The organism is Roseomonas gilardii (assembly GCF_001941945.1).
Classification (GTDB): Bacteria; Pseudomonadota; Alphaproteobacteria; order Acetobacterales; family Acetobacteraceae; genus Roseomonas.
Window position 1 is genome coordinate 1,007,314 of record NZ_CP015583.1, and the last position, 25,645, is coordinate 1,032,958.

Annotated in this window: 24 protein-coding genes and 1 tRNA gene; 11 read left to right on the top strand and 14 right to left on the bottom strand. The window is 71.1% G+C overall.

Annotated features, from left to right (window positions below):
- The first annotated feature begins 11 nt into the window (after window positions 1-11).
- A complete protein-coding gene (locus tag RGI145_RS04385) occupies window positions 12-1,676 on the top strand; it encodes a formate--tetrahydrofolate ligase (protein ID WP_075797389.1) in 1,665 nt (554 codons plus the stop codon).
- A 59-nt stretch (window positions 1,677-1,735) separates the two neighbouring features.
- Window positions 1,736-2,896, top strand: a complete 1,161-nt coding sequence (locus RGI145_RS04390) for a tetratricopeptide repeat protein (RefSeq protein ID WP_075797390.1) — start codon at window positions 1,736-1,738, stop codon at window positions 2,894-2,896.
- A 7-nt stretch (window positions 2,897-2,903) separates the two neighbouring features.
- On the opposite strand, the gene RGI145_RS04395 is transcribed toward RGI145_RS04390, so the two are convergent.
- The 9 genes from RGI145_RS04395 to RGI145_RS24640 form a co-directional block, all read right to left on the bottom strand.
- Complete coding sequence (locus RGI145_RS04395) at window positions 2,904-3,812, bottom strand: flagellar biosynthesis protein FlhF (protein WP_075797391.1); 909 nt, start codon at window positions 3,810-3,812, stop codon at window positions 2,904-2,906.
- Between the two features lie 63 nt (window positions 3,813-3,875).
- Window positions 3,876-5,939 (bottom strand): flagellar biosynthesis protein FlhA, encoded by a 2,064-nt coding sequence (gene flhA / locus RGI145_RS04400; protein ID WP_075797392.1) that lies wholly within the window; start codon window positions 5,937-5,939, stop codon window positions 3,876-3,878.
- A 4-nt stretch (window positions 5,940-5,943) separates the two neighbouring features.
- Window positions 5,944-7,353: a sigma-54 interaction domain-containing protein gene (locus RGI145_RS04405; RefSeq protein ID WP_075797393.1), complete on the bottom strand. Its 1,410-nt coding sequence runs from the start codon at window positions 7,351-7,353 to the stop codon at window positions 5,944-5,946.
- Window positions 7,354-7,355: 2 nt separating this feature from the next.
- On the bottom strand, window positions 7,356-7,646 hold the full coding sequence (gene fliN / locus RGI145_RS04410; RefSeq protein WP_075799832.1) for a flagellar motor switch protein FliN: 291 nt from the start codon (window positions 7,644-7,646) through the stop codon (window positions 7,356-7,358).
- An 80-nt stretch (window positions 7,647-7,726) separates the two neighbouring features.
- Window positions 7,727-8,434, bottom strand: coding sequence for a FliH/SctL family protein (locus RGI145_RS04415; protein WP_075797394.1), 708 nt, complete (start codon window positions 8,432-8,434; stop codon window positions 7,727-7,729).
- Entirely contained in the window at window positions 8,434-9,417 is a 984-nt protein-coding gene (gene fliG, locus RGI145_RS04420) for a flagellar motor switch protein FliG (protein ID WP_156878433.1), read from the bottom strand. The genes RGI145_RS04415 and fliG overlap by 1 nt, the downstream gene beginning before the upstream one ends.
- A 14-nt stretch (window positions 9,418-9,431) precedes the next feature.
- Complete coding sequence (gene fliF, locus RGI145_RS04425; RefSeq protein ID WP_237183204.1) at window positions 9,432-11,069, bottom strand: flagellar basal-body MS-ring/collar protein FliF; 1,638 nt, start codon at window positions 11,067-11,069, stop codon at window positions 9,432-9,434.
- Between the two features lie 232 nt (window positions 11,070-11,301).
- The gene (locus RGI145_RS04430) at window positions 11,302-11,952 is read right to left on the bottom strand and encodes a flagellar hook assembly protein FlgD (protein WP_075797397.1); all 651 of its coding nucleotides are present in this window, start codon (window positions 11,950-11,952) and stop codon (window positions 11,302-11,304) included.
- A 13-nt stretch (window positions 11,953-11,965) separates the two neighbouring features.
- Complete coding sequence (locus RGI145_RS24640) at window positions 11,966-12,688, bottom strand: flagellar hook-length control protein FliK (protein WP_075797398.1); 723 nt, start codon at window positions 12,686-12,688, stop codon at window positions 11,966-11,968.
- Window positions 12,689-13,791: 1,103 nt separating this feature from the next.
- On the opposite strand from RGI145_RS24640, the gene flgE reads away from it, so the two are divergent.
- From flgE to RGI145_RS04470, 7 genes are all read left to right on the top strand, one after another.
- Window positions 13,792-15,096, top strand: coding sequence for a flagellar hook protein FlgE (gene flgE, locus RGI145_RS04440; RefSeq protein WP_075797399.1), 1,305 nt, complete (start codon window positions 13,792-13,794; stop codon window positions 15,094-15,096).
- 46 nt (window positions 15,097-15,142) lie between these two features.
- Window positions 15,143-16,648: a flagellar hook-associated protein FlgK gene (gene flgK / locus RGI145_RS04445; protein ID WP_075797400.1), complete on the top strand. Its 1,506-nt coding sequence runs from the start codon at window positions 15,143-15,145 to the stop codon at window positions 16,646-16,648.
- Entirely contained in the window at window positions 16,648-17,682 is a 1,035-nt protein-coding gene (locus tag RGI145_RS04450) for a flagellin N-terminal helical domain-containing protein (RefSeq protein ID WP_075797401.1), read from the top strand. The genes flgK and RGI145_RS04450 overlap by 1 nt, the downstream gene beginning before the upstream one ends.
- 214 nt (window positions 17,683-17,896) lie before the next feature.
- Window positions 17,897-18,352 (top strand): flagellar biosynthesis repressor FlbT, encoded by a 456-nt coding sequence (locus RGI145_RS04455; RefSeq protein WP_083670397.1) that lies wholly within the window; start codon window positions 17,897-17,899, stop codon window positions 18,350-18,352.
- Window positions 18,353-18,552: 200 nt separating this feature from the next.
- Window positions 18,553-19,734, top strand: coding sequence for a flagellin (locus RGI145_RS04460; protein ID WP_075797402.1), 1,182 nt, complete (start codon window positions 18,553-18,555; stop codon window positions 19,732-19,734).
- 70 nt (window positions 19,735-19,804) lie between these two features.
- The gene (locus RGI145_RS04465; protein ID WP_075797403.1) at window positions 19,805-20,191 is read left to right on the top strand and encodes a flagellar biosynthesis regulator FlaF; all 387 of its coding nucleotides are present in this window, start codon (window positions 19,805-19,807) and stop codon (window positions 20,189-20,191) included.
- Between the two features lie 4 nt (window positions 20,192-20,195).
- Window positions 20,196-20,972, top strand: a complete 777-nt coding sequence (locus tag RGI145_RS04470; RefSeq protein ID WP_075797404.1) for a DUF1217 domain-containing protein — start codon at window positions 20,196-20,198, stop codon at window positions 20,970-20,972.
- Between the two features lie 25 nt (window positions 20,973-20,997).
- On the opposite strand, the gene RGI145_RS04475 is transcribed toward RGI145_RS04470, so the two are convergent.
- Window positions 20,998-21,990, bottom strand: coding sequence for a hypothetical protein (locus RGI145_RS04475; protein WP_075797405.1), 993 nt, complete (start codon window positions 21,988-21,990; stop codon window positions 20,998-21,000).
- A 25-nt stretch (window positions 21,991-22,015) separates the two neighbouring features.
- A complete protein-coding gene (locus tag RGI145_RS04480) occupies window positions 22,016-22,531 on the bottom strand; it encodes an adenine phosphoribosyltransferase (RefSeq protein ID WP_075799834.1) in 516 nt (171 codons plus the stop codon).
- Between the two features lie 132 nt (window positions 22,532-22,663).
- Between RGI145_RS04480 and RGI145_RS25380 the strand changes: the two genes are divergently transcribed.
- Window positions 22,664-22,930, top strand: a complete 267-nt coding sequence (locus RGI145_RS25380) for a DUF2842 domain-containing protein (RefSeq protein WP_075797406.1) — start codon at window positions 22,664-22,666, stop codon at window positions 22,928-22,930.
- 243 nt (window positions 22,931-23,173) lie between these two features.
- Here RGI145_RS25380 and RGI145_RS04490 read toward each other — a convergent pair whose 3' ends face one another.
- A complete protein-coding gene (locus RGI145_RS04490) occupies window positions 23,174-23,929 on the bottom strand; it encodes a TorF family putative porin (protein ID WP_075797407.1) in 756 nt (251 codons plus the stop codon).
- Between the two features lie 230 nt (window positions 23,930-24,159).
- Window positions 24,160-24,236, bottom strand: a tRNA-Pro gene (locus RGI145_RS04495).
- Between the two features lie 149 nt (window positions 24,237-24,385).
- Here RGI145_RS04495 and RGI145_RS04500 point away from each other — a divergent pair.
- Window positions 24,386-24,820, top strand: coding sequence for a c-type cytochrome (locus RGI145_RS04500; protein ID WP_075797408.1), 435 nt, complete (start codon window positions 24,386-24,388; stop codon window positions 24,818-24,820).
- A gap of 35 nt (window positions 24,821-24,855) precedes the next feature.
- Here RGI145_RS04500 and RGI145_RS04505 read toward each other — a convergent pair whose 3' ends face one another.
- On the bottom strand, window positions 24,856-25,524 hold the full coding sequence (locus RGI145_RS04505; RefSeq protein WP_075797409.1) for a cytochrome b/b6 domain-containing protein: 669 nt from the start codon (window positions 25,522-25,524) through the stop codon (window positions 24,856-24,858).
- Window positions 25,525-25,645 lie beyond the last annotated feature (121 nt).

Below are 25,645 nucleotides of genomic sequence, written 5' to 3' on the forward strand. Positions count from 1 at the left end.
ACGCGCCCCGCATGACCACCGACCTCGCCATCGCCAGGGCCGCGACACTGCGCCCGATCGCGGAGATCGCCGCCCGCGCCGGCATCCCGGAGGAGGCCCTGGAGCCCCACGGCCGCTTCAAGGCCAAGCTGGACCCGGCCCGCATCCCCGATTCCGGCCGGACCGGCGCGCTGGTGCTGGTGACGGGCATCAGCCCCACCGCCGCCGGGGAGGGCAAGACCACCACCACCATCGGGCTGGGCGACGCGCTGAACGCACTGGGCACGAAGGCCATGATCTGCCTGCGCGAGCCCTCGCTCGGCCCCTGCTTCGGCGTGAAGGGCGGGGCGACGGGCGGCGGGCGGGCGCAGGTGGCGCCGATGGAGGAGATCAACCTCCACTTCACCGGCGACTTCCACGCCATCACCAGCGCCAACAACCTGCTCTCCGCGATGGTGGACAACCACATCCACTGGGGCAACGCGCTGGGCCTGGACCAGCGGCGCGTCACCTGGCGCCGGGCCATCGACATGAACGACCGCGCGCTGCGCGACGTGCTGGTCGGGCTGGGCGGCATGCCGAACGGGCTGCCGCGCGAGGACGGGTTCGACATCACCGTGGCGAGCGAGGTCATGGCGATCCTCTGCCTCGCCCGCGACCTGGAGGACCTGCAGGAGCGGCTGGGGCGGATCATCGTCGGCCAGCGCCGCGACGGATCGAGCGTCACCGCCGCCGACATCAAGGCGCATGGCGCCATGGCGGCGCTGCTGCGGGAGGCGATGTTTCCGAACCTGGTGCAGACGCTGGAGGGCAGCCCGGCCCTGGTGCATGGCGGGCCCTTCGCCAACATCGCCCATGGCTGCAATTCCGTGGCGGCGACGCGGCTGGGCCTGCGGCTGGCCGACGTGGTGGTGACGGAGGCCGGCTTCGGCGCCGATCTGGGCGGCGAGAAGTTCTGCGACATCAAGTGCCGCCTGGCGGAGCTGGCGCCCTCCGCCTGCGTGGTGGTGGCGACGGTGCGGGCGCTGAAGCTGCATGGCGGCGTGGTGCGCGCCAACCTGGACCACGAGGATGTCGCGGCGGTGCGGCGCGGGGCGGTGAACCTGCAGCGCCATGTCGAGAACATGCGCCTCTTCGGCCTGCCGGTGGTGGTGGCGCTGAACGAGTTCACCTCCGACACCGAAGCCGAGTTCGCCGTGGTGCGCGAGGCCATGGCGCCGCTGGGCGCCGAGGTCGTGCTCTGCACCCACTGGGCCGATGGTGCGGCGGGGGCCACGGAGCTCGCCCGCGCGGTGACGCGGCTGATCGAGGGCGGCACGGCACGCTTCGCGCCGATCTATCCCGACGCCATGCCGCTGGAGGACAAGGTCCGCAGCATCGCCCGCAAGATCTACCGGGCCAGCGAGGTCAACTTCCCGCCCGCCGTGCATGCGCGGCTGAAGCGCTTCGAGGAGGCGGGCTACGGGCATTTTCCCGTTTGCATCGCCAAGACGCAGTATTCCTTCTCCGCCGATCCCGCGCTGCTGGGCGCCCCCACCGGCCATGTGCTGCCGGTGCGGGAGGTGCGGCTGTCCGCCGGCGCGGGCTTCATCGTCGTGATCTGCGGCGAGGTGATGACCATGCCCGGCCTGCCGCGCTCCCCCGCCGCCGAGCGCATCCACCTGGATGCGGAAGGGCGGATCGAGGGGCTGTTCTGAAGCCGCCGCGCGACCCCCGGGGGGCGCTGGCCGAGGCGCAAGCCCTGCTGCGCGAGGGCGTGGCGCGGCACGGGGCCGGCGAGCTCGACCGGGCGGCGCGCTTCTATGCCCGGGCGCTGCGCCTCGTGCCGGAGGAGCCGAACGCGCTGAACCTGTCCGGTGTGCTGGCGCGGCAGCAGGGGGATTCCCCGCGCGCCGCGGCGCTGACCGGGCGCGCCCTGGCGCTGCGGCCGGATTCGCCCGTCTTCCTGGCCTCGCATGGCGCCTCTCTGGCGGAGCTGGGCCGGGCGGAGGAGGCGGTGCCGCTGCTGCGCCGCGCCCTGGCCGCGCGCCCCGGCGATGCCGTGTCCCAGCGCAACCTGGGGCAGGCGCTGCTGGCACTGGGGCATGTGGCGGAGGCGCTGCCGCCGCTGCGCGAGGCGCTGCGCCTCGCTCCGGAAGCGGAGGCGCATCTGGCTCTGGCCCATGCGCTGCACCAGGCGGGCGACCGGGCAGAGGCGGGGCGGGAAGCCCGGGCGGCCCTCGCGGAGGCGGTGCCGGAACTGGCGGAGCAGGCCCGCTTCCTGCTGGCCGCGCTGGGCGAGGACCCGGCCCCGGACCGCGCCCCCGTCGCCTATGTGCGCGACCTCTTCGACCGTTATGCGCCGCGTTTCGACGCGCATCTTGTGGAAGGGCTGGAATACCGCACCCCCGACGCGCTGGCGGCGCTGCTGCGGCAGGCCGGGGTGGCGGCGGATGGAAGCCACGCGGTGCTGGACCTGGGCTGCGGCACCGGCCTGTCCGGGCGGGCGCTGAAGCCCTTCGCGTGGCGCTTGGAGGGGGTGGACCTGTCCCCGCGCATGCTGGAACAGGCCCGGCTGACGGGGCTCTACGACGCCCTGCACGAGGCCGATCTGCTGGGCTTCCTGCCGGGGTGCCCCGGGGCTTTCGGCCTTGTCGCGGCGGCGGACGTGCTGAACTACCTGGGCGACCTCCGCCCCGCTTTCTCGGGGATGGCCGGGGCGCTGTCGGATGGCGGCGGCGCCGGCTTCAGCCTCGAACTGGGGACGGTGGCGCCCTACGCACTGGGCGAGGGGATGCGCTACCGCCATCATCCGGACCATGCGCTCGCCTTGCTCGCCGAGGCCGGGCTGCGCCCTCTCGCGCGGCAGGAAACCGTGCTGCGGCGGGAGAAGGGGGAGCCCGTGGCCGGCCTCCTGCTGGTGGCCGGCCGCGCCTGAGGGTGGTTCAGGCGGCTTCGTACTCACGCTGCAGGATGTTGCCATTCAGCCGGGTCGCGAGCCAGTCCGGCGTGATCGGCACCAGGTCGTTGGCGACGTTCGGCCCGACCCCGGCCTCGCTCAGCGCCAGCGGGCCCGCTTCCGCCGCCGCCAGCACCGAGCCCAGGCGGCGCGCCTGGTCCAGCCGCGTGGCGATCATGCAGCGGGCGCCCAGCGCGGCATAGGCGCGCGCGATCTCCGTGGCCTCCGCCACGTCCAGCCCGGCCGGCAGCACCAGCACCGGATGCGCGTCGGCGGCGCGCAGCACGGCAAGGAGATGCTCGGCCTGCGCCCGCTCGAAGGGGTCGCAGCCGGCGGTGTCGAGCAGCACGGGCTGGCCGGCGGTGCGCCGGGCCACGGCGCGGGAAATCTGCCCCGGCGTGACGGCGGCGGAGAGGGTGAGGTCGAGCACCCGGGTGAAAGCAGCGAGCTGCTCGGTGGCACCGGCGCGGGCGGCATCGGCGGTGATCACGGTGGGCGCCTGGCCGGACATCACCAGCCGCGTGGCGAGCTTGGCGCAAGTGAGGGTCTTGCCCGCCCCGGGCGGCCCGACCAGCGCCAGGGTGCGGGTGGCCGGGTCCGGCAGGCCGGCGAAGGGCAGCGCGTCCTCCAGAGCCTTGGCCATCGGACCGCGCAGCCGCGCCGCGAGATCCGGCGGCAGGTTGTGCCGCAGCAGCTCGGGCGGGATGACATGCCGTGGCTTCAGCGCGGAATCGGGCGGGATCAGCAGCGGTTCGTCGCTGTCCAGCACCGCGGTGACCTCGACGCCGTTCTCCGTGTGGCGGGAGGAGAGGATGACGGCATCGTCACCCATTTCGAGGCGCAGCACGCGCATCGCCTCGGTCATGCAGGAGCCGTTGAATACGCGGATCTTCATGGGTTCAACCTTGCAACGAATTCTGTTGATGAGAGGTGAAGGCAACACGAAAATTCCTGCGCATCAGATGGCGCCCACCGTGCGGATGCGCGCGCGCGGATGGATCTCGGCCTGCGACAGCACCACCGTCGCAGGCCGGAAGCGTTCGACGATGGCGCGCACATGCGCGCGCGCCGCGCCGCTGCAGACCAGCACGGGCGTCTCGCCCGCCGCGCTGGCCTTGTCGAAACTGTCGCGCACGCGCTGCATGAAGTCCTGCAGGCGCGAGGGCGCCATGGCGAGCTGGCGGTCCTCCCCGGGGCCGATCAGGGATTCGGCGAAGGCCTGTTCCCATTCGGCGGACAGGGCGATCATCGGCACATAGCCGCTGGGGCCGCGCGCCGCCTCGCTGATCTGGCGGGCCAGCCGGGCGCGCACCACCGAGACCATGCCGGGCACCGAGCGGAGGCCGCCCGAGACCGCCTCCCCGATGCCCTCCAGGATGGTGGGCAGGTCGCGGATCGAGACACGTTCGGCCAGCAGCGCCTGCAACACGCGCTGCACCGTGCCGGTGGAGATCTGCGAGGGGATCAGGTCCGAGACCAGCCGCGACTGCTCGCGCGGCAGCTCGTCCAGCAGCTTCTGCGTCTCCGCATGGCTCAGCAGCTCGGGCACATGCTCGCGCACCACCTCCGTCAGGTGCGTGGCCAGCACGCCAGCCGGATCGACCACCGTGCAGCCCAGGGCCAACGCCATGTCGCGGTGCTGCTCCTCGATCCAGCGGGCGGGCAGGCCGAAGCTGGGCTCCTGGCAGGGATCGCCCGGCAGGTCGGGCGTCTGCCCCGAGGGGTCGATCGCGAGATGCATGGGCAGGCGGAGCTGGCCGCGCCCGGCCTCGATCTCCTTCACCCGGATCACATAGGTGTCGGCCGGTAGTTCCAGGTTATCCTGCAGCCGCACGGCGGGCAGCACGAAGCCCATCTCGGTCGCCACGCTGCGGCGCAGGTTGCGGATCTGCTCCGTCAGGCGCGGCCCATCCCCCGCCGCCAGCGGCAGCAGCCCATAGCCCAGCTCCACGCGGATCGAGTCCATCCGCAGGGATTCCGAAACGGGTGCTTCCGGGGCCGGACCGGCGGCGGGCAGGGTGTTCTCGGCCTCCGCCCTCGCCGCCGCGGCCTTGCGACGCGACCAGGCCAGCGTGCCCGTGCCGCCCGCCAGCGCCAGGAAGGGCAGCATCGGCATGCCGGGCAGCAGGGCGAAGGCGACCGCCGCACCGGAGACCAGCGCCAGCGGCTTGGTGCCGGTGGCGAGCTGCCCGATCAGCGCCTGGTCCGCCGTGCCCTCGGTGTTGCCCTTGGTCACCACGATGCCGGCGGCGACGGAGACCAGCAGCGCCGGCACCTGCGACACCAGCCCGTCGCCCACGGTGAGGACGGAGAAGGTGGTCACCGCCTCCCCGAAAGGCAGGCCCTGGCGCACCACGCCGATGGCGATGCCGCCGAGCAGGTTGATCGCGGTGATGATCAGCCCCGCGATGGCGTCGCCGCGCACGAATTTCGCGGCGCCGTCCATGGCGCCGTAGAAACCGCTCTCCGCCTCCAGGTCGCGGCGTCGGCGCTTGGCCTCGGTCTCGTCGATGATGCCGGCGGAAAGGTCCGCGTCGATCGCCATCTGCTTGCCCGGCATGGCGTCGAGCGAGAAGCGCGCCGCGACCTCGGCGATGCGGCCGGAGCCCTTGGTCACCACCATGAAGTTCACGACCAGCAGGATCGCGAAGACGATCAGCCCCACCAGCACGTCGCCGCCCATCAGGAAGGAGCCGAAGGCGGACACCACCGCGCCCGCCGCGCCATGGCCCTCGTGCCCATGGGTCAGGATGATGCGCGTGGTGGCGACATTGAGCGCCAGGCGCAGCAGCGTGGTCAGCAGCAGGAGCGTGGGGAAGGAGGTGAAGTCCAGCGGACGCTGCAGGAACAGCGCCGTCATCAGCACCAGCACGCTGAGGGTCAGCGAGATGGCCAGCGCCGCGTCGAGCAGGAACGGCGGCAGCGGCACCACCAGCACCGCGATCAGCGCCGCCACGCCCAGGGCGAGGCCCGTGTCGCTGCCGGGGCTGAAGGTCTTCAGACGTTGCGCGAGGGCCTGCATCGGCTCAGGCGGGCTCCGGCCCGGCCCAAGCGGGCATGGCGGCGGGCAGGGCCGGCAGCGGCGCCTGTCCCGGCGCCGCCGGCACGCTGGCGCCGGCGGCGCGGTACTCGTGCAGCTTGTTGCGGAGGGTGCGGATGGAGATGCCGAGGATCTCGGCGGCGCGCGTGCGGTTGCCCAGGCAATGGCCCAGCGTTTCCAGGATCAGGTCGCGCTCCACATCCTCCACCCGCCGTCCGACCAGCGCGACGATCCCGGCCGGCGTGGCGGGCCGGGGCACGGCCTCCGCAGCGGTGGCGGGTTCGGGCACGGATGGCAGCGGCTGGTCCAGCTCGATCGCCAGGGGGCCGATCTCGTCGCCCTCCGCCAGCAGCACGGCGCGATGCACGGCGTTCTCCAGCTCCCGCACATTGCCGGGCCAGGGATGGGCCAGCAGCATCGCCCGCGCCTGCGGCGCGAAGGGGCGGTGCGGCAGCCCGTTGGCCTCGGCATAGCGGGCGGCGTAGTGCTCGGCGATCGGCAGGATGTCGCCGGTGCGGTCGCGCAGCGCGGGCAGGCGCAGGCTCACCACCCGCAGGCGGAAGAGCAGGTCCTCGCGGAAGCGCCCGGCCCGCACCTCGGTGCCGAGATCGCGGTTGGTGGCGGCGAGGATGCGGACATCGACCTTCACCGGCGCCGTGCCGCCCAGCCGGTCCACCTCCCGCTCCTGCAGCACGCGCAGGATCTTGGCTTGCAGGCGGACATCCATCTCGCCGATCTCGTCGAGCAGCAGCGTGCCGCCATCGGCCTGCTCGAACTTGCCGCGCCGCGCCGCGACGGCGCCGGAGAAGGCGCCCTTCTCATGGCCGAACAGCTCGGATTCCAGCAGTGTCTCCGGCAGCGCGGCGCAGTTCAGCGCGACGAAGGGGCCGTTGGCGCGGCGGGAATGGCGGTGGATGTGGCGCGCCAGGACCTCCTTGCCCGTGCCGCTCTCCCCGGTGATCAGCACGCTGGCCTCGGCCCGCGCCACGGTCTCGGCGCGGGACAGCACGGCGGCCATGGCCGGGTCGCGATGCACCGGTGCGTGCTCCTCGCCGGCGGCGGCGCGCAGCATGGCGGCGATCAGGTCGGGCTCGGCCGGCAGCGGCAGGAACTCCCGCGCCCCGGCCCGGATCGCCCGCACCGCCGCCGCCGCGTCCGAGGAGCGGCCGCAGGCTACCACGGGGCAGGCGATGCGCTCGGCCTCCAGCGCCTGCACCAGCCAGGCGACATCGTGCAGCACGTCGCAGAGCACGAGGTCGCAGCCATCCGCCCGGGCATGGGCGATCGCGGTGGAGACGCCGTCGGCCTGCGCCAGCCGCGCCCCGCCGGCCCGGGCGATGCGCGCCGCCTGGCCGAGTTCGCCCTCCAGGCTGCCGACGATGAGGAGGCGGGTCATCCTCAGCTCCGGTCCGTCTTGACGATCTCGGTCATGGTCACGCCAAGCCGGTTGTCGTCCACCATCACCACCTCGCCGCGTGCGACGAGGCGGTTGTTGACGTAGATGTCCACCGCCTCGCCGAGCTTGCGGTCGAGCTCCACCACGGCGCCGCGCCCGAGCTTGAGAAGCTGGCTCACCTGCATCGTGGCATGGCCCAGCACGGCGCTGACCTGGACCGGGATGTCATAGACCGCGCCCAGGCCGGGCTGGGAAAGACCGGGGGAGGCGGTCTGGCCCGCCATCTGGCCCATGGCGCCGCGCTCCTGCGCCAGCGTGCCTGGGGTCGTACCCTGGGTGCCGCCCTGCGGGGCGAGGGGCTCGAACTGTCCGCTCATGACGGGATTTCCTCATCGGTGAAGCCGAGCGAGGCCATCGCCTCGCGAATGGCGGCGCGACGCTCCGCCAGAACCAGAGCGAGGCCGCCGCCGCGCCAGGAGATGCGTGCGTCGCCAGGCGGCAGGGCGGGATCGGCCTCCACCGTCAGGCCGGTGCCGTCCAGGCGCGCCCGGGCCTGTTCCAGCAGGACCGGGGGCACCCGCAGCACGGCGCCGGCCGGCGCCTCCGTGACCGGGCCCAGGAGTTGCAGCAGGCGCTCTAGCATGGCCGGGGCCTCCCGCGCTGCGGCCAGCGGCAGGGCGAGGTCCAGGCTCCGCAGCAGCAGCAGGGCGAAGGCCTCCGCCTGTTCCGCCGCTTCGGCCCGCATCCGTGCCAGGGCGGTGTCCACCTGCGACAGGGTGGCGGCCAGCAGGCCGTCCAGCCCGGCCTCGCGTCGCGCCGCCTCTGCCTCGCATCCGCGCCGCTCGCCTTCCGCCAGGCCCTCGGCGAAGCCCGCCTCGCGGGCGATCTCGATCAGCGCGGCGGTTTCCGCCTCCCGATCCGGCGCGGGATCGGGCTGCGGCACGGGGGGGGCCGGGGCAGGGCGCGCGGGCGGCGCATCCAGGTCGGGGAATTCCAGCGCCGCCCGGCCGGGGGGCATGGGCTGCGCGGATTCCGGCGCGCGGGTGCCGAGCAGGAGGGGGAGGAAGGCGTCGTCCCGCATCAGGACACCATCGCGTCCTGGGTCTTGCTGATCTGGATCTGCCCCTGCGCGGCGAGATCCTTGGCCAGCGCGACCATCAGGGCCTGGGCCTCGTCCACGTCGCGCAGACGCACGGGGCCGAGTGCCGCCAGGTCGTCCTTCAGCATCTTGCCGGCACGTTCGGAGAGGTTGCCGAAGAAGAGGCTCTTCATCTCCTCGCTCGCCCCCTTGAGCGCGAGAGCGAGCTTGTCCTTCTCCACCGTGCGCAGCAACACCTGCACCGCCGGGCCATCCAGGCGCCGCAGGTCCTCGAAGGTGAACATCAGCGTGCGGATGCGCTCGGCGCTCTCGCGGTTGCGCTCCTCCAGCGCCGCCATGATCCGGCCTTCGGCGGAACGGTCGAGGTTGTTGAAGATCTCCGCCATCGATTCATGGGCGTCGCGATGCGTGGAACGGGCGAGGTTGCTCATGAACTCCGCCTTCAGCGTCCGCTCCACGCCCTCCAGCGCTTCCTTCTGGATGGTCTCCATGCGCAGCATCCGCATGACGACCTCCATGGCGAAGCCTTCCGGCAGCAGCGCCAGCACCCGCGCCGCGTGGTCGGGGCGGATCTTGCTCAGCACCACCGCCACGGTCTGCGGGTATTCGTTCTTGAGGAAGTTCGCGAGCAGGGCCTCGTTCACGTTGCCCAGCTTCTCCCACATGGTGCGCCCCGCCGGGCCGCGGATCTCCTCCATGATCTGGGACACGCGGTCGGGCGGCAGGGTGCGCAGCAGCATGCGCTCCGTCGCCTCGTAGCTGCCGGTCAGCGTGCCGGTGGAGCCCATGCTCTCGGCGAATTCGCGGCAGACCTCCTCGACGGCCTCGGCCCTCACCGTGCCGAGCCGTGCCATGGCGAGGGAAAGGTCCCGGATCTCGTCCTTGTCCAGCCGGGCGATCAGCGCGCCCGCCTTCTCCTCGCCCATCGCCAGCATCAGCGTGGCCGCCTTCTGCGGACCTTTCATGCCCATGGTCCTGCTCAGCCTTCCACTTCGGCGGGCGCCAGCCAGCGCCGCAGCAGGGCCAGCGTCTCATCCGGATAGGTGTCCACCAGCTCCCCCAGCTTGCTGATGCTGGATGCGCGGATCTGCCCGTCCACCTGCGTCAGGCTGATCATCGCCTCCGTGCCATCGCCTCCCGCCGGAGGCAGGGCGGGCCGGCCCTCCGGCGCGTCCAGCGCCGCGGTCGCCGTCGCCGCGCCAGCCGCCGGGAGCGTAGCGGTGCCCGCCGGCAGGACGGTGATGCGGCGCACCAGGGGGCGGGCCACCAGCAGCAGCGCCAGCAGCACGATCAGGGCATAGACGCCGCTCTCGATCAGCCGCGCGGTGAGGGCCGGGGACAGGTTCAGGAAGCCGCCCGCAGCCTGTGGCATCTCTGCCTCCGAGGCGGCGAAGCGCATGGAGACGAGTTCCACCCGGTCGCCGCGCCGCTCGTCGGCGCCGACCGCGCCGCGCACCAGGGCAGTCAGGCGCTGCAGCTCCTCCGCCGTGCGCTCGCGGAACTTCGGCGCGCCCTCGGGCTGCGGCTCGTACACGCCGTCCACCAGCACGGCGACGGACAGGCGCCGGAGCACGGGGCCCTCGCGCAGCGCGGAACGGACCGTCTTGCCGATCTCGTAGTTGGTGGTCTCCTCGGACCGGTTCTCCTGCGAGCGGTCGCCATTGCCGCCCGCGGCCTCGGCGCCGGGGAGCTGGTTGGCGACGGAGACGCTGTTGTTCCCGCCCTCGCTGCTGCGGGACTGTTCCTGCGTGCTCTGGGTGGAACGCGCCACCTGGTTGTCGGGGTCGTAGCGTTCCTCGGTGGTCTGCACGCGCTCGGAGTCGAGCTCCACCGCGGCCTCGGCACGGACCTTGCCGGCGCCCAGCGTGCGTTCCAGCAGCTCCTCGACGCCCCGGGCGATGCGCAGCTCCTGCGCGTGCCGCATCTCCTCCTGCGTGCTGGCGGCCGCCGGGCCGGTCAGGGCCTCGCCGCCCCGGGCCAGCAGCTCGCCACGGCTGTCGATGATGGAGATGGCGGAGAGCTTCAGCCCCGGCACGGCGGTCGCGACGAGATGCAGCACCGCCTGCACGCCTTCCTTGTCCAGCCGCTGCGAGCCCAGCATGCTCAGCACCACGCTGGCCTGGGCCTCGTTGGTGCGGCGGGAGAAGGCCTCGCGCTGCGGCAGGACGAGGTGGACGCGGGCGTTGCGGACGCCGGACAGGCCGCGGATGGTCCGCGCCAGCTCGCCCTCCAGCGCGCGGATCCGGTTCATGTCCTGCTGGAAGGGGGTGGTGGTCAGGCTCTCGCCCCGGTCGAAGATCTCCCAGCCGACATTGCCGCCGGCGGGCAGCCCCTCGCGCGCCAGGGCGAGGCGCAGCTTCGGCACCATCTCCTCCGGCACCATCACGCTGCTGCCGCCGGCGCCGAGCTGGTAGGGGACGCGCTGCTTGTCCAGCGACTGCACCACCGCGCCCGCGTCGCGCGGGTCGAGATCGGCGTAGAGCAGCGCCATCGGCGGGCTGCCGGCGCGCAGGGCCAGGAAGGCGATGCTGCCCAGCAGCAGCAGCGCGACGCCCGCCAGCGCGGCCAACTGCCGGGGGCCGAGGGCGCGGAACTGCGCCAGAACCTGGCTCAGCACCCCGACCTGTCCTTCCATCCGTCCCGCAACCCGTGCATCGCCTGTCTCCGCTCCAGCCTTGGGCCAGCGGGGCAAGTTTTGCCGGGGGCAGGTTAATGGGCGGTTTCCCGTGCGGCGGTGCGGGAGGAAATCGCGCCGGCCCGACTCAGCCGTACCGGCACCTCTTCCCGCCGGGCGACTCCATCCGGCCCGGGCAGGCGTGGCCCGCCGCCACGCCCGGACCGGCGGCGCGCTAGTTGGTGATGGAGCGGATGTCGTTGAAGTCGTAGGACGCCTTTCCGGCCAGCAGGGTCATCGAGGTGCCGTCGCGTTCCACCGAGGTCGCGCGGGCGAGGACCGTGAAGCCGAGATCGGTGGCGTTCCCGGCCGAATCGGTGCCGGTGACCTTCAGCGTATAGGCACCGTCGGCGAGTTGGGCGCCGCCACTGGTCTTGCCGTCCCAGCTCCAGACCGTGCTGTCGCTGCCGAGCTTCACATCCTCCTCGTAGAGGGTGACGCCGCTGCCGTTCTGCACGGCCACATGCGCCGTCGTCACCGAGCCCGCGGCGGGCAGCTTCGCCTGCGCCGCGCCGTCCTGCAGCGCGAGTTGGCTGCTCTCGACCTCGATGGTGCGGCCCAGCACCTGCGTCGCCGCGAGCTGGGAGGTCTGCTGCAGCGAGATCAGCGTCTCCAGGTTCTTGTTCATGGCGATCTGCTGCTCGACCGAGGAGAACTGCACGAGCTGCGAGGTCATCTCGTTGGTGTCCATCGGATCGTCGGGCGACTGGTTCTTCAGCTGCGTTGTCAGCAGGGTGAGGAAGTTGGTGTAGTTCTCCGACAGAGCGCTGCTGGCCGAGGAAGAGACGGAGCTGCTGGCGGAGGTGGTGCCGCTGACCGTGGTCATGGCGCTGGTCCTTTCAGATGGCGATGTCGAGGAGGCCGCGGGCGGCGAACCGCGCCGTGGCCGGGATGCCGGTGCCGGCGGGCGTGGCGCCGAAGGCTGGCGAGGGCGGTCCGGAGGAGCTGTCGCGGCGCGTGCCGTTGCCGGAATCGCCGCCGGACAGCGAGAAGCTCATGCTCAGCCCGCCTTCCGGGGCGAGGCCGGCCTGCGACAGGGCGCGGTTCAGCTCCGCGCCATCGCGTTGCAGCAGGGCCAGGGTCTCCGGCCGCTCCGCCTGCACATGCAGGCTGGCCTTGCCACCGTCGCGTTCGAGGCGGATCTCCACACGGCCGAGCTCCGCCGGCTCCAGCACCACTTCCACCCGCCCTTCCGCCTCCGTGCCCAGGCCGAGGCCGACCACGACCGGGGCGATCTGGCCGGCGGGTGGCAGGGGCAGGGGGCGTGCTGCGCTGGCCTGCCCCGCCGGTTGCGGCGAGGCCGGGGTGGGGGAGGGAGGGAGCGTGGAGGCCGCTCCGGAGGCCTCCGTGGCGGACGGACCACCCGGCATCGTCGGACCCGCGTTCGTGGCGATGTCGGGAGCGGCCAGGGTGACGGGCGATCCGGGGAAGGTGCCCTGCGCCGCCCCGGTAAGTGATGCGGGGGCCTTGTCGCCGCCCGCCTCGGCCGGCGTATCCGTCGGATGCGCCGGGGCGTCCCGGATCGTGACCTCCCGCTCCCCGGCCGCCCGCCGTTCCGCCAAGGCGCGGTCCGGAGAAGCCAGAGTCTTTCCGGCCTGTGCCGGGCGCGCTGCGCCAGCGGCACGCGATGCTGTGGCGTTGGATTGCCCAATGGATTGTCCGGTGGCCTGGGAAGGCGCGGCATCGGGCTTCGCCGTCACGGACCCGGCCGGCTGAGGTGCCGGAGAGGCCGTGGCAACCGGGACCTGCGCCATCCCCGTGGGCAGGGCCATGGGCGCGGCGACGGAAATTCCGGGCGGGGAAGCGGCGTCCGGGGCCTGGGTGGCTTCCGGCGTGGCTCCCGCAACGGGGGATTCACGCTCTTCCGGGGCGTCGCCGGACACAGGGACGCTATCCTCCGTCATGGCCGTGCCGCTTTCCCCGGATGGTGCGGGGCGGACGGCTCCCTTTGTCGCCGTTGGCGGCGCGGCATCATCCTGGCCCGGGTTCGCTGCGCCCAAGGCGGCGTCGCCGGATGGCGGGGCGGGGCTCGCAATGGGGGTCGTTTCCGGTGCCCCCTTGGCGAAGGCAGAACCGGGCGTCCGGAGGCCCTCCCCAGAAACGGAAGCGGGAATGGCAGGCGCGCCATCGGGCATCGCCACGACGCGGGGAAGGGCCTGGGCCGCCATGCCCGGGACGGACGGCGCCGAGGCCTTGCCCATCGCCTCGGCCCGATCCTGGGGGTTCTGTGCCTGTGCCTGTGCCTGTGCCTGTGCCTGTGCCTGTGCCTGTGCCTGTGCCTGTGACGTCGCCGGGCCGGGGGGCGCTCCGTTCTCCGCCTCCGCCTGTCCCCCGGCGCGGCCCAGCACCGTGGCGAAGTCGTCCCCGCCCGTCGCGACGGGCTGCTTACCGGCCCCGCCACGCTCCCCGGCGGCGGTGTCTCTCGTGATGACGGCAGGCAGGGCACTGAGCACTTCGGCAAGGTCCTTCGGGTCCCGACCGCCTCCAGGCAAGCGGCCTGCCAGCCCGCCGGCCCGGGCGGGCGGCAGGAGATGCCGTGACGGAGGCGGGAATCCGGCAGGCTTTGCCGGGCAGGGGCAGGGAAGGCCGCGATCCCGGGCGGCCACGCCTGGCACGGGCGTTGCGGTGAGCGGCACGCAGTTCATCCGCCAGGGGAAAGCGCCCGATGTCGCTCTACGGATCCATGTTCACCGCCATCAGCGGGCTGAGCGCGCAGTCCAGCGCTCTGAGCAACGTCGCCAACAACATCGCGAACAGCCAGACCACCGGCTACAAGCGCGTGGACACGAGCTTCTCGGACTATGTGACGGCGACGAGCGTGCCCACCGCCTCGGGCGTGCCGATCAGCTCCAGCACGGTGCTCGCGAGCGGCAGCGCCACCAACAGCGTGCAGGGTTCGATCCAGCAGACCGACAATGCGCTGGACCTTGCCGTCTCCGGCCAGGGGTTCTTCTCGGTCTCCTCACCGATCAGCGGCACCACCGCCGACAACATGAGCTTCGACCCACGCTCCTTCTACACCCGTGCCGGCGACTTCAGCCTCAACAAGCAGGGCTACCTGGTGAACAGCCAGGGCTACTACCTGAACGGCTGGAGCGTGGACGGCAGCGGCGCGGTGAACCGCACCGAGATCTCGGCGATCCGGGTGGATCAGGGCGTCTTCGACCCGGTGGCGACGAGCGACATCTCGCTTTCGGCCAACCTGCCCAACGATGCGGAGACCGGCGATGTGGTGAACACCCAGTTCCAGGTCTATGACAAGCTCGGCACGCAGCACAGCCTGGCCGTCGCCTTCACCAAGACCGGTGACAACAGCTGGAGCATGGCCGTCACCAACCCGGACGGCACGGCCGGCAGCACCAGCCTCGGCAGCGTCACGCTGAACTTCACCGAAGGCAAGCTGTCGAGCTTCAGTGACGCGACGGGCAGCCTGTCAGGCAACAGCGGCGCGGCCGGCGAAGCCGCCAGCGTGTCGCTGGACGGCATCGACTTCGGCCAGGGCGCGCAAGCGATCCAGTTCGGCATGGGCAGCTTCCAGCGTTCCGACGGGATGACCCAGTTCACCGGCACGGAATACACCGTGCGGGACCTGTCGCAGAACGGCATGCCACCCGGTTCCTTCTCCTCGGTCTCGATCAACGAATCGGGTGACGTCTCGCTGAACTACGACAACGGCGAGTCCAAGGTGATCGCGCGCGTGCCGATCGTGACCTTCTCCGACCCGGACAAGTTGCAGGCCGTCAACGGCCAGGCCTATCTGCGCACCCCGGCCAGCGGCGATGCCCGTGCCTCCGATCCCAACAGCAGCGGCGCCGGCAGCCTCGTCACCAAGGCGCTGGAGCAGTCCAACGTGGATATCGCCTCCGAGTTCTCCAAGATGATCCTCGCCCAGCGGGCCTACAGCGCCAACACGAAGATCGTCACCAAGACGGACGAGATGCTGCAGGACACGCTGAACATGGCCCGCTGAGCGCGGGCCGACCCCCCGAAACCCCAGCCGGAACGGCGCCGAACCCATGAGCCTGAGTCTCGCCCTGTCGATCGCCCAGAGTGGCCTGGCGCTGGTGCAGCGGCAGGTTTCCCAGACCACATCGAACATCACCAACGCCGCGACGGAGGGCTATACCCGCAAGACGGTGGGCGGCAGCGCGCTGGTGGTGGAGGGGCTCGCCTCCGGCGTGCGAAGCCAGGAGGCGCAGCGCAGCGTCGATGCCGCGCTGACCGCCAGCATGAACGGCGCCATCTCCAGCCAGGCTGCGGCCAAGGTGCGCGAGGCCCTGCTGCAACCGATCGAGCAGGTGCAGGGCGATCCGGAAAGCGGCCAGTCGGTCGCCGACCTGACCTCGGCGCTGCGGAGCGCCTTCGTCGCGCTGCGCGCCGCGCCGGGCGAATCCTCGTTGCAGGACGCCGTGGTGAGCGCGGCGGGAGCGGTGGCGCAGCGCTACAACGAGACCTCCGCCGCCATCCAGACCGCGCGCCAGACGGCACAGGACGGCGCGGTGACGGATGTGGCGACGCTGAACGCCAGCCTGCGCCAGGTGGCCGGGCTGAACACTCGCATCGCCAGCCTGCAGGCGCAGGGCCTCAGCACCGCGGACCTCCAGGACCAGCGCGACAGCGCCATCACCCGGATCGCCGGCGTGGTCCCGGTGAAATCGATCGCCCAGGACAACGGCACGGTGGTACTGGTGGCCGGCAACGGTCTGGTGCTGCCGCTCGACAAGGATTCCGACGCCTTCAGCATGGCCTCCGCCACCGTCGGGCTGGAGGACTGGTACGGCGCCGATGCGGGCGGCATGAGCGGCAGCCTGCCGGGTATCCTGATGGGTGGAACGGACGTCACGGCGCAGCTCACCGGCGGCAGCCTTGGCGCCAATATCAGCATGCGCGACGAAGTCCTGCCGTTGCAGCAGGCGGAGCTGGACAGCGCCGCGGCCGGACTGGCCTCACGGCTCTCCGAACAGGGGTTGTCGCTGTTCACCGATGCCGGCGGCGCGGTGCCCGATCCCGCCCAGGGCTATGTCGGCGGCATCATGGGATTCGCCGCGACCATGACGGTGTCCGCCACCGTCTCGGCGAATGCCTCCACGGTCCGCGACGGAACCGACGCCGCCATGCCCGCGGACGGGACAGCCAGCTACACGGACGGCATCGACCGCGTGCTCGACTACGCCTTCGGCAGCCGGCAGGCCAGCGGATCGGCGCAGGCAGCCTTCCTGACCACGGGGCTGGGGCCTTCGGGAAAGCAGGTTTCCAGCCTCAGCGGCGCCGGCACGGCGGAGGATTACGCAGCGCGTCTCGTGGCGCGGCACACCGGCGCGCGGGCGGCGGCGAGCGCGGATGCCGAATCCGCCACCACGATGCTCACCGGCCTGCAACAGCGCCACGACGATGCATCGGGCGTGGATATCGATACGGAGACCGGGGTGATGGTGAGCCTGCAAAGCGCCTATGCGGCCAATGCGCGGATGCTGAGCGCCGTGCAGTCCATGTATGACGACCTCTTCGCGGCGGTGCAGTGATGACGGCGTCCACCATCGCCGGCGCCTCCGGGACGCTGTCGCGCATCCTGATGCAGTCCCTGGCGCAGCGGGACCGCGTGGACCTGCTGTCGCGCCAGTCGAGCAGCGGGCGCGTCGCCAGCCTTTATGGCGACGAGGCGCCCCAGGCCCGGCAGGCCATCAGCCTGCGTGGCGAGATCGCCCGCCGCGCAGCCTATACCGGGGCGCTGAACCAGGCCTCCGGCCGTGCCGATGCCTCGCAGCAGGCGCTGACGCAACTCAGCGACATCGCCTCGGAATTCCGCGCCACGGCGCTGTCGCTGAACAGCAGCAGCGCGACCCGGGCCTCGGATGTCGCCATCGCCGCGAAGGCGGCGATGCAGCAGGTGGCAAGCCTGCTCAACACGCAGTACGCCGGGGAGTACCTGTTCAGCGGCGCGGATTCCGCCAATCCCGCCGTTACGGATGCATCGGGCATCACCGGTTCCGGCATGATGAGCGGCGTGGCCAGCGCCGTGGCCGGGCTGGAGGGCAGCGACGCGGCGACCGTGCTGTCGCAGGCCATGCAGGCGGTGGCCACGGATTCGCCCTTCTCGTCCTACCTGCAATCGGCATCGCCCTCCGCCGCGCGCAGCGTGGCGGGCGCCGATGGCCGCACCATCGCCTATGGCGTGCCCGCCGGCAGCCTGGGCGCCTCGGGCTGGGCGGGGGCGCTGATGGGCAACCTCGCGGTCCTGGCCTCGCTCACCGACGGGCAGCAGTCCTCGGCGAACTTCGATGCCCTGATGCAGCAGGTCACCGGCAATCTCGAATCCGTGGGGACGGACATCACCCGCGATGCCTCCCGCGTCGGCCTGGCGCAGAACGCGATCACGACCGCGCTGAGCAGCCACAGCGAGGCCACGGACGCGCTGAAGACGCAGCTTTCCGGGCTGGAGGATGTGGATTTCGAGGCCACCCTCGCCACCTTGCAAAGCGCCCAGACGCAGTTGGAGGCATCCTGGAAGGTGCTGTCCCTGGTTTCCGGGCTGAGCCTGACCAGCTTCCTGAACTGACGGGCGTTTCCGCGCCGTTCCGAAGGGGATTGTTAAGCGCTTTCCGGTCTGATGGGGCCGAAGACGTCAGAAGGCCCCGGAGAAGGCCCCGGGCCGGGCGTCGCAGATTCGGATGCAAAAATTGCAGTTGGGCTGGCAGCGTATCGAAAAGCGTGACCGGGCGTGGCGCCCGGCCGCTGCTTCCCGCCAGCTTCCTCCTGTTGGGAGAAGCCACATGTCGACACTGGTCCTCGAACTCCGTCAGGGCGACCTGATGGTGGTGAACGGGGCATCCATCCGTTTCCGCAACCGCACGCGCATCGAGCTGCCCGTGCGGGCGCGCTTCCTGTTCGGCAAGCAGGTGATGGCGCCGGAACTGGCGAACACGCCGGCCCGCTGCATCTACTTCGCGCTCCAGACCGCCTATGTCGGGCTGGAGGAGATGCGCGAGTCCGCCTTCGCCGAGGCGCATGAGCTGGTGCAGCAGTTCCAGGAAGCGACGACCTCCGAGACCGCCCGCGCGATGCTGGACCGCGCCATGGTGCTGGCCGCGGCGGACGACTGGTACACCGCGCTGAAGATCGTGCGGCGCGTCATGTCGCATGAAGCCAGCGTGCTGGGCCTGGACATGGCGACCGGCCTGCCGGTGCCGGGCGCCGCCCTGGGCCTCGGCGGCGCCGCGGCCGGCTGAGCGCGAAATTCGCGCGGCGGGACGGGAATCGCCGCTGCGTTTACGGTGTCTTCAGGCTTTCCGGGCAACATGCCCTTCGTCACGGAGCGCGATGCGACGCCGACGACGTGACCGGGAGACGGCAGGAGCGCCGGCTCTCCGGCGGATGCAGGCAAAAGGCCCAGGCCATCCGCCGATACGAGTGACGCAGGAGAAGCACTATGGCTTCGATCAACACCAACTCTTCCGCGATGGCCGCCGTCCGGGCGCTGAACACCATCAGCAAGGACCTCTCCAGCACGCAGTCGCGGGTGGAAAGCGGCCTGAAGGTGGGGCAGGCCAGCGACAACTCGGCGATCTTCTCCATCGCCCAGAAGATGCGCGGCGATCTGAGCTCCATGAGCAAGGTGAGCGACAACCTCTCCTTCGGCTCGGCGGCGCTGGGCGTGGCGCAGAGCGCGGCCACCAAGATCAGCGACCAGCTCAACACGCTGCGTTCCAGCGTGTCGCAGGTCGGCCAGTCGGGTATCGACCAGGCGACCCTGGCCCAGCAGGCCAAGGCGATCATGGACAACATCGACAACTTCGCCGCCTCGGCCAGCTACAACGGCGTGAACCTGCTCGACAACTCGGGCAGCCTGAAGGTCGTCAGCGACACCTCCGGCACCATCCTGAACACGGCGGGCGGCGACCTGCGCACCTCCTCTACCACGGGTCTCGGCCTCGGCTCGCTGCTGCAGACGACGAATGGCGCCGTGACCGGCTTCACCGCGCAGAACGGCACCACGCTGGCCTTCAGCGGCGACTACACCGCGAGTGACGCCGATGTCTTCTCGGTGGCGGTGGCGCAGTCGGACGGCACGACGAAGAACTATGTGTTCGAGCTGAACGACTCCGCGGTCGATGGCACGCTGACCTCCACCACGGATGCCAATACCGAGCTGAACTCCGTTGACGTCACCGAGGGCGACTCCAGCACCTCGGTCGTCTCGAAGCTCGCGACCGCCATGCAGTCCGCGGGCCTCTCCGCCTCGATCGACGGCAACGGCAACCTCGTGGTCAACAACGGCACGGTAACGGCGACGGCGACCACCGGCACCGTCACTGCCACCAACTCGCCCGCCAATTCCCAGGCGCTGAAGCTGGTGGATGCCGCGATCACCAAGGTGACCGGCTTCCTTTCCAAGATCGGCTCCGCGATCAACCAGGTCGATGGGCTGAAGGACTTCACCTCCTCGCTGAACGACTCCCTCACCGAGGGCCTCGGCGCGCTGGTGGATGCCGACCTGACCGAGGAAAGCGCCCGGCTAAGCAGCCTGCAGACCAAGCAGCAGCTTGCGACGCAGAGCCTGTCCATCGCCAACCAGGGCAGCCAGAACCTGCTCAGCCTCTTCCGCGGCTGATGCCGGAGGGGGCGGCGTAGCAGCCGCCCCCTCTCCCCCATTCGCTTCCTGAAGGATTCGGGTTCCGCGCATGAGTATCGCCCGCTACGCCGCCGCCAGCGCCATGGTCTCCCCCCGGGACATGGAGATCGCCGCCTTCCGGCACGTGAACACCCTTCTCGCCGCCAGCGCGGAACGGGGGGTCGAGCGGATCAAGGCGCTGCACAAGGCGCACCGCCTCTGGTCGATCCTGCTGTCGGACCTGTTGAGCGAGGGCAATGCCCTGCCGGCGCCCCTGAAGGCCCGGCTGGTGTCCCTGGGCCTCTGGGCACAGCGCGAAAGCATCTCCCGCATGCATGATGCCGGCAGCCTGGAACCGCTGATGAACCTGCACCGCGACATGATCGAGGGCTTGCAGGCCCAGAAGCCCGCCGCGCCCGCCCCCCGCGCCGAAGCCTTCGCGGCCGAGAGCGTCTGACGCGATGCTGGATGGCATCGGCAGTCTTTCCGCCTGGGCAGTGATCCAGAAGAACGGGGACACCTTGCGGACCCGCTTCGAGGCCCGGAAGGACATGACCGCCGATGCCGACCGCCTGCGGGCGGCGGCGAAGAAGTTCACCTCGGTCGATGACCTGATGAAGGACCGGCGCAGCCTGAAGATGGTGCTGGAGGCCTATCAGCTGGAAGACCTGATCGACCAGAAGGCGGTGGTGAAGAAGCTGCTGACCGAGGATCCGAGCAGCACGAAAAGCTATGCCAACCGGATGGTCGATCAGCGCCTGCGGGCGATCAGCAAGCAGTTCGGCGGCCAGGACGGCAATCCCCTGGCCGACAGCAAGCTGGTCGAGAGCATCATCGACAAGGCGCTGGAGAACCGCTTCGAGAAGGATGCCGGCGACGGCAATACCGGGCTCCGCGAGGCCCTGTACTTCCAGCGCCAAGCCTCCTCCGTCACCAGCCTCGCCGGGCTGATGGCCGATACGGCGCTGACCGCCGTGGTGAAGGGGGCCTATGCCCTGCCTTCGCAGTTTGCCCTGCTGGACTACGACAAGCAGAAGGCGATCCTGGCCAAGCGCGTGGACCTCGACGACCTGCAGGACCCGAAGAAGGTCGCGAAGCTGATCCAGCGCTATCTGGCGAAGGAGGGCGACCAGTCCAGCAGCAGCCAGAGCATGATGCTCAGCCTTTTCGACAGCAGCAACGACGCCACCTCGAACCTGCTCTCGCTGATCGGGCAGAAGGTCTCGCTTCTCGCCTGACGTCCCGCGCTCCGGCCGGGCCGCTTCAGTTGGGACGCCAGGACAGGCGCCGGGCCAGCCAGTCGCGCCAGGCGAGGATGGCTTCCGCCGAGGGCGTCAGGCCTGACATCACCTGCGCGGCCTCCGCCCCGCCCAGCGGGATGCCGGGCGCGTCGGGCTGGTTCTGCTCCGCATCGAGCCAACGCTGGGCCGCCTGCCGCCAGGCCGCGACCATGTCGGCGGAGGTGAGGGCCGGAAGCACCAGCGCGGCGCTCAGCCTGCCGGCGCCGATGACGGCCTGGGTCGCCTGCTGCAGGGCGGGCTGCGGCACCGGCAGGGTGGCGTAATCCGGCACGGTCCGGGGCGACAGGCCGAAGCCCAGCCAGGGTGTGGCGCCGATCCGCGCCGCGCGCGCGGTGCTGTCGGGTCCGGTCAGCAGCAGCGCATCGATCTGCCCCTGGGCGAAGGCGTGCTCGGAGGCGCTTGGCAGGCTGGCGGCCAGCGGCATGGGCGTGGTCGGCAGGCCCAGGGATTCCAGGGCCAGGATGGCGCCGCCCTCCGGCGTGTCGGGGGCGGGCAGGGCGAAGCGCAGCGGCATCCGCCCCGGACCGGCGGGCAGCGGCCCGCGTCCCGCGATCAGCGCCTCGGACCAGGACAGGCAGAGGGGCGTCCAGTTCCTGGGGTCGTAGCCGACGCGTTCGGACCCGGAGAGATGTGCCAGCATGGCCGCCCCGGGCAGGGTCAGCAGCAGGCGGCCGTCGCCGGAGTCCATGGTGACGAAGCGATTCGCGGCGGTGACGCCATCGGGGCCCCCCACCACGGCGAGGCGCGGCGGCGTGGCCAGGGGGCCGACCCGTCCGGTCCTGCGCGAAAGGCGCTGGGTCCAGAGGGCCAGCGAACCCTGTTCCGGGCCGGGCACGAGGATCGTCGCGGCGCGCGGCGCCGCCGCCCGGACCGTGGACGGCAGCAGCAGGCCCGCCATCGGCAGCAGCGCCCGCCGCGTCAGGGGGAAGCCTCCGGTCCGCTCCGGCGCCTTCATGCCGCGTCCACCGCCGCCCCGGGGGTCAGACGTCGTAGCTGACGAGAACCTCGCAGGGCACGCCCAGCCGGTCGCGCCCGCCGAGGAAAGTCAGCTCGACCATGGCCGCCGCCGCCGGGACCTCGGCCCCGACCTTGCGCAGGAGCTGGATGCCGGCGGACATGGTGCCGCCGGTGGCGAGTAGGTCGTCCAGGATCACCACCCGGTCCCCGGGCCGCACGGCATCCGCCTGGATCTCGATCCGGTCGGTGCCGTATTCCAGGGCGTAGTCGAGGCCGACCGTCTCGCCCGGCAGCTTGCCGCGCTTGCGCAGCATCACGAAGCCCAGCCCCAGCTCCATGGCCAGCGGAGCGGCGAGCAGGAAGCCGCGGCTCTCGATGCCGGCCAGCATGGTAGGCGCATAGGGCTGGATGGCCCGGCCCATCCGGTGGATCGCCGTGCGGAAGGCCAAGCCGTTCCGCAGCAGGGTGGAGATGTCGTAGAACAGGATGCCCGGCTTCGGGAAATCCGGGACGCCGCGGATATGCTGCTTCAGGTCCAGGCTGTCGGACGTGTCTTGATCCATGGCGGCGATCCTGTCCTGCGCACGGGGTGGGGGAGGCTATCCTCCGGCTATGGGCGGTTGCTAGACTGGATTTCGTGCCCCGTCACCGGCTCTTGCACGGAGGCCCCCATGTCCGGGGCGGGGTCCGTCCGCCTGCCGGCCCTTGAGATCGGGCCCGCCCTGGGGCATTGCCTCTGCATCATGACGCTGCGCGCGGCCTTCGCCACGATCACCGGGCTTCTCGGCTTCGCCCTCTATGTCGGCGTCGTGGTGGCGCTGGGCGATCGCGTTCTGGGCCTGCACTGGCTCCTGCAGGCGCTCTACTATCTGGTGGCCGGCCTGGCCTGGGCCTTCCCCGCCGCCTGGCTGATGCGCTGGGCCGCGCGCCGCCCCTAGAGCGGCTCCCCTTCGCCCAGGCTCGCTCCAACCTGTTGTTTTGGGATCATCTTCACGCGCCCGGATGCTGCCACCCGAACGCGATTCGCTCCGGGTGGGCCGCTTCCGTGGGGCGGGATCACCTGATCGCCCGGACCCACGCCGCGAACGAGCGGATGGGGTCCTGGCATGGGGGCGCGGGAAACGGAGCGGCGGGCCCGCCGTGATCAGGCCCGGGCCGCCCGCCTGCGGCGAATGCCTCGCTCAGAAGGTGTAGCTGATGCTCAGCATGGCCCGGGCGTCGCAGATCTTCTGGCCGCCGCCGCATTCACGCTTCTTCACGTCCGTGTCGTAGTATCCGACCGTGACCAGCGCGCCATAGAAGGTGCGGGAAAGCGCGACCGACCAGTTCCCGAAATCGGGCAGGCCGTAATTCACGTTCCTGTCGATCCATTGATAGCCGTAGCGGCCCGCCAGCGTGACATCCAGCGGCATCTTCACCTCGACCCCGCCTTCCACATAGTAGGCGTTGCGGGCATCGAGCTGGAAATCCGGCGAGTAGTAGAAGGAGCCCAGCACCTTCACCGGCGCGATCTCGTAGGACACCTTGCCGGCGAACTCGAAGAAGCTCATGTCGAGCCCGCCGCCGGTGCGGCTGCTGTAGCCGGGGTAGTTGTACCAGACGAAGCCGCCATCCAGCGCCAGGCCGCCGCTGGTGAAGCGGTAGCCGCCCAGCATGTCCACCTCCTGCCGCGCATCCAGCCCCTTGAACGAGACGTTCGAGGCGAAGGCCCCGACATAGAAACCGCTCGTGTGCTGGATATCGATCAGGCCCTGGATGGCCGGCCGGTTCCGGGTCTGGCTGACGCCGCGGAAGGTGTAGTCGGTCGAGGCCGTCGGGGTCAGGGTCAGGGTGAGGCCCGTCTGGCCCAGCTCGATCTGGGCGCTGGCCGGGTGGTGCGCCATCATGCCCGTGGCGAGAGCAAGTGTTGCCAGAAAATGACGCAGGCGAAATCGCATCAGGTCCGTTCCCTTTTCGCAACGCATGTTGCGGAGAGGGGCCAAGCAAAACCTGTGCTAAATTCTCCGAGTGGCGGCGATCCACGATCGCGTGGGAGCCTCGGCACTCTCTTGCGGCGATGCCCTCGGCCAGGAGGGCCGCCCAATCCCTGAAACCGGCACGTGGGTTCAGTGTGCCTACTGAACCTCGCGCGTTGATCCGGGGATCGTGCCGGAAACAGGGAGTGAAATGGTCGGAGCGAGAGGATTCGAACCTCCGGCCCCTGCGTCCCGAACACAGTGCTCTACCAGGCTGAGCTACGCTCCGACGGCCACTTCCCTGCGGCGAGGGGGCTCATAGCGCTGCTTCGCCGGGGGGGCAAGAGCGGGGGGCGAAGTTTATGCGCGCCGCCGCATCCGCACCCCGGATCCCGCGATAGGCTCGCCATGGGATTTCCGAGTCGGAGGCAAACAAGAATGCGTATCGCACCGCTGCTGCTGGGCGTCGTCCTGGCGGGATGGGGAGGGGCCTTGGCGCTCGCCCAGGCCGGAGGGCCGATCCCGGAACGCAAGAACGACATGAAGGCGATGCAGAGGGAGCTGGAGGCCATGAAGGCCGCCCTCGATTCCGGTGACATCGCTGCCATCGCACCCAGGGCGAAGACCGTTCACGGGTTGCTGGAGGTGATCCCCACGCTCTTCCCCCCGGATTCGGCCACCGGAGACACCAAGGCCCTGCCGGCGGTCTGGTCCGATCGCGCCGGCTTCGAGGCGGCGGCCCGCAACGCCCTGGCCGCGTCCGGCAAGCTGGAACAGGCCGCGAGCTCCGGCGACAGGGCCGCCACCGTCCAGGCCTTCCGCGAGATGGGAGCCAGTTGCGGCGGCTGCCACCGCAGCTTCCGGGGCCGCTGAGGCGCGGTCTCCGCGGGTAACGGGCAGCCCGGCCCTCAGCCCAGGCGCCCGATCCACCATGCGGCCACGGCGGCCGCGGCCAGCAGGACGGCGCCCAGGGCGGGGCTGCCCAACCGGGGCGCCTTGCCGGCCACGGCGGCGGGCAGGCGCTTCATCCCGGTAACCATGGGCCTGACGAGATCCTGTCCCTTCAGCAGGGCATAGGCGAACACGGCCAGCACATGCAGGCCTGCTGCCACGAGGATGAGCCAGAAGTTCGTGGCATGGATCGCGGTCGCGAGATCGCTGGTTTCCGGCGCGACATGCGGGGCCAGCGGCCCATGCGTCAGGACCTGGTCATCGGCCATGAGCCCCGTGCCCACCTGCACCATCAGCAGCAGGAGCATCACCAGCACCATCCAGCCACCGGCGGCGTTGTGCCCGATCTCCGTATCGGCCTCCCGCCGGCCCAGATGCGACAGGTGGCGCAGCGCGGCGAGGGGCGAGCGCAGGAAGCGGGTGAAGCGCGCGGTCTCCGAGCCCAGGACGCCCCAGGCGAGGCGGAACAGCAGCAGTGCGAGCATGGCGAGGCCGGAGCGCAGGTGCCAGTCCATGCGATAGGTCCAGGCGGACCACCAGGAGAAGGCGAAGAGCGCCACGATCCCCCAGTGGACGAGGCGTATCCAGCCGTCCCAGACCTTCACCGCCACCCGGCCATCCGCCATCGCCCATCCCTCCGTCCCGCTGCCGCACAGATGACCCGGGCCTGGCCCGGCGAGGCAAGGCCATCCGTGCCGGGACCGGTCCCGCCGGAGTTGGAGCGGATCATCTTGGGGGGAGGGGGCA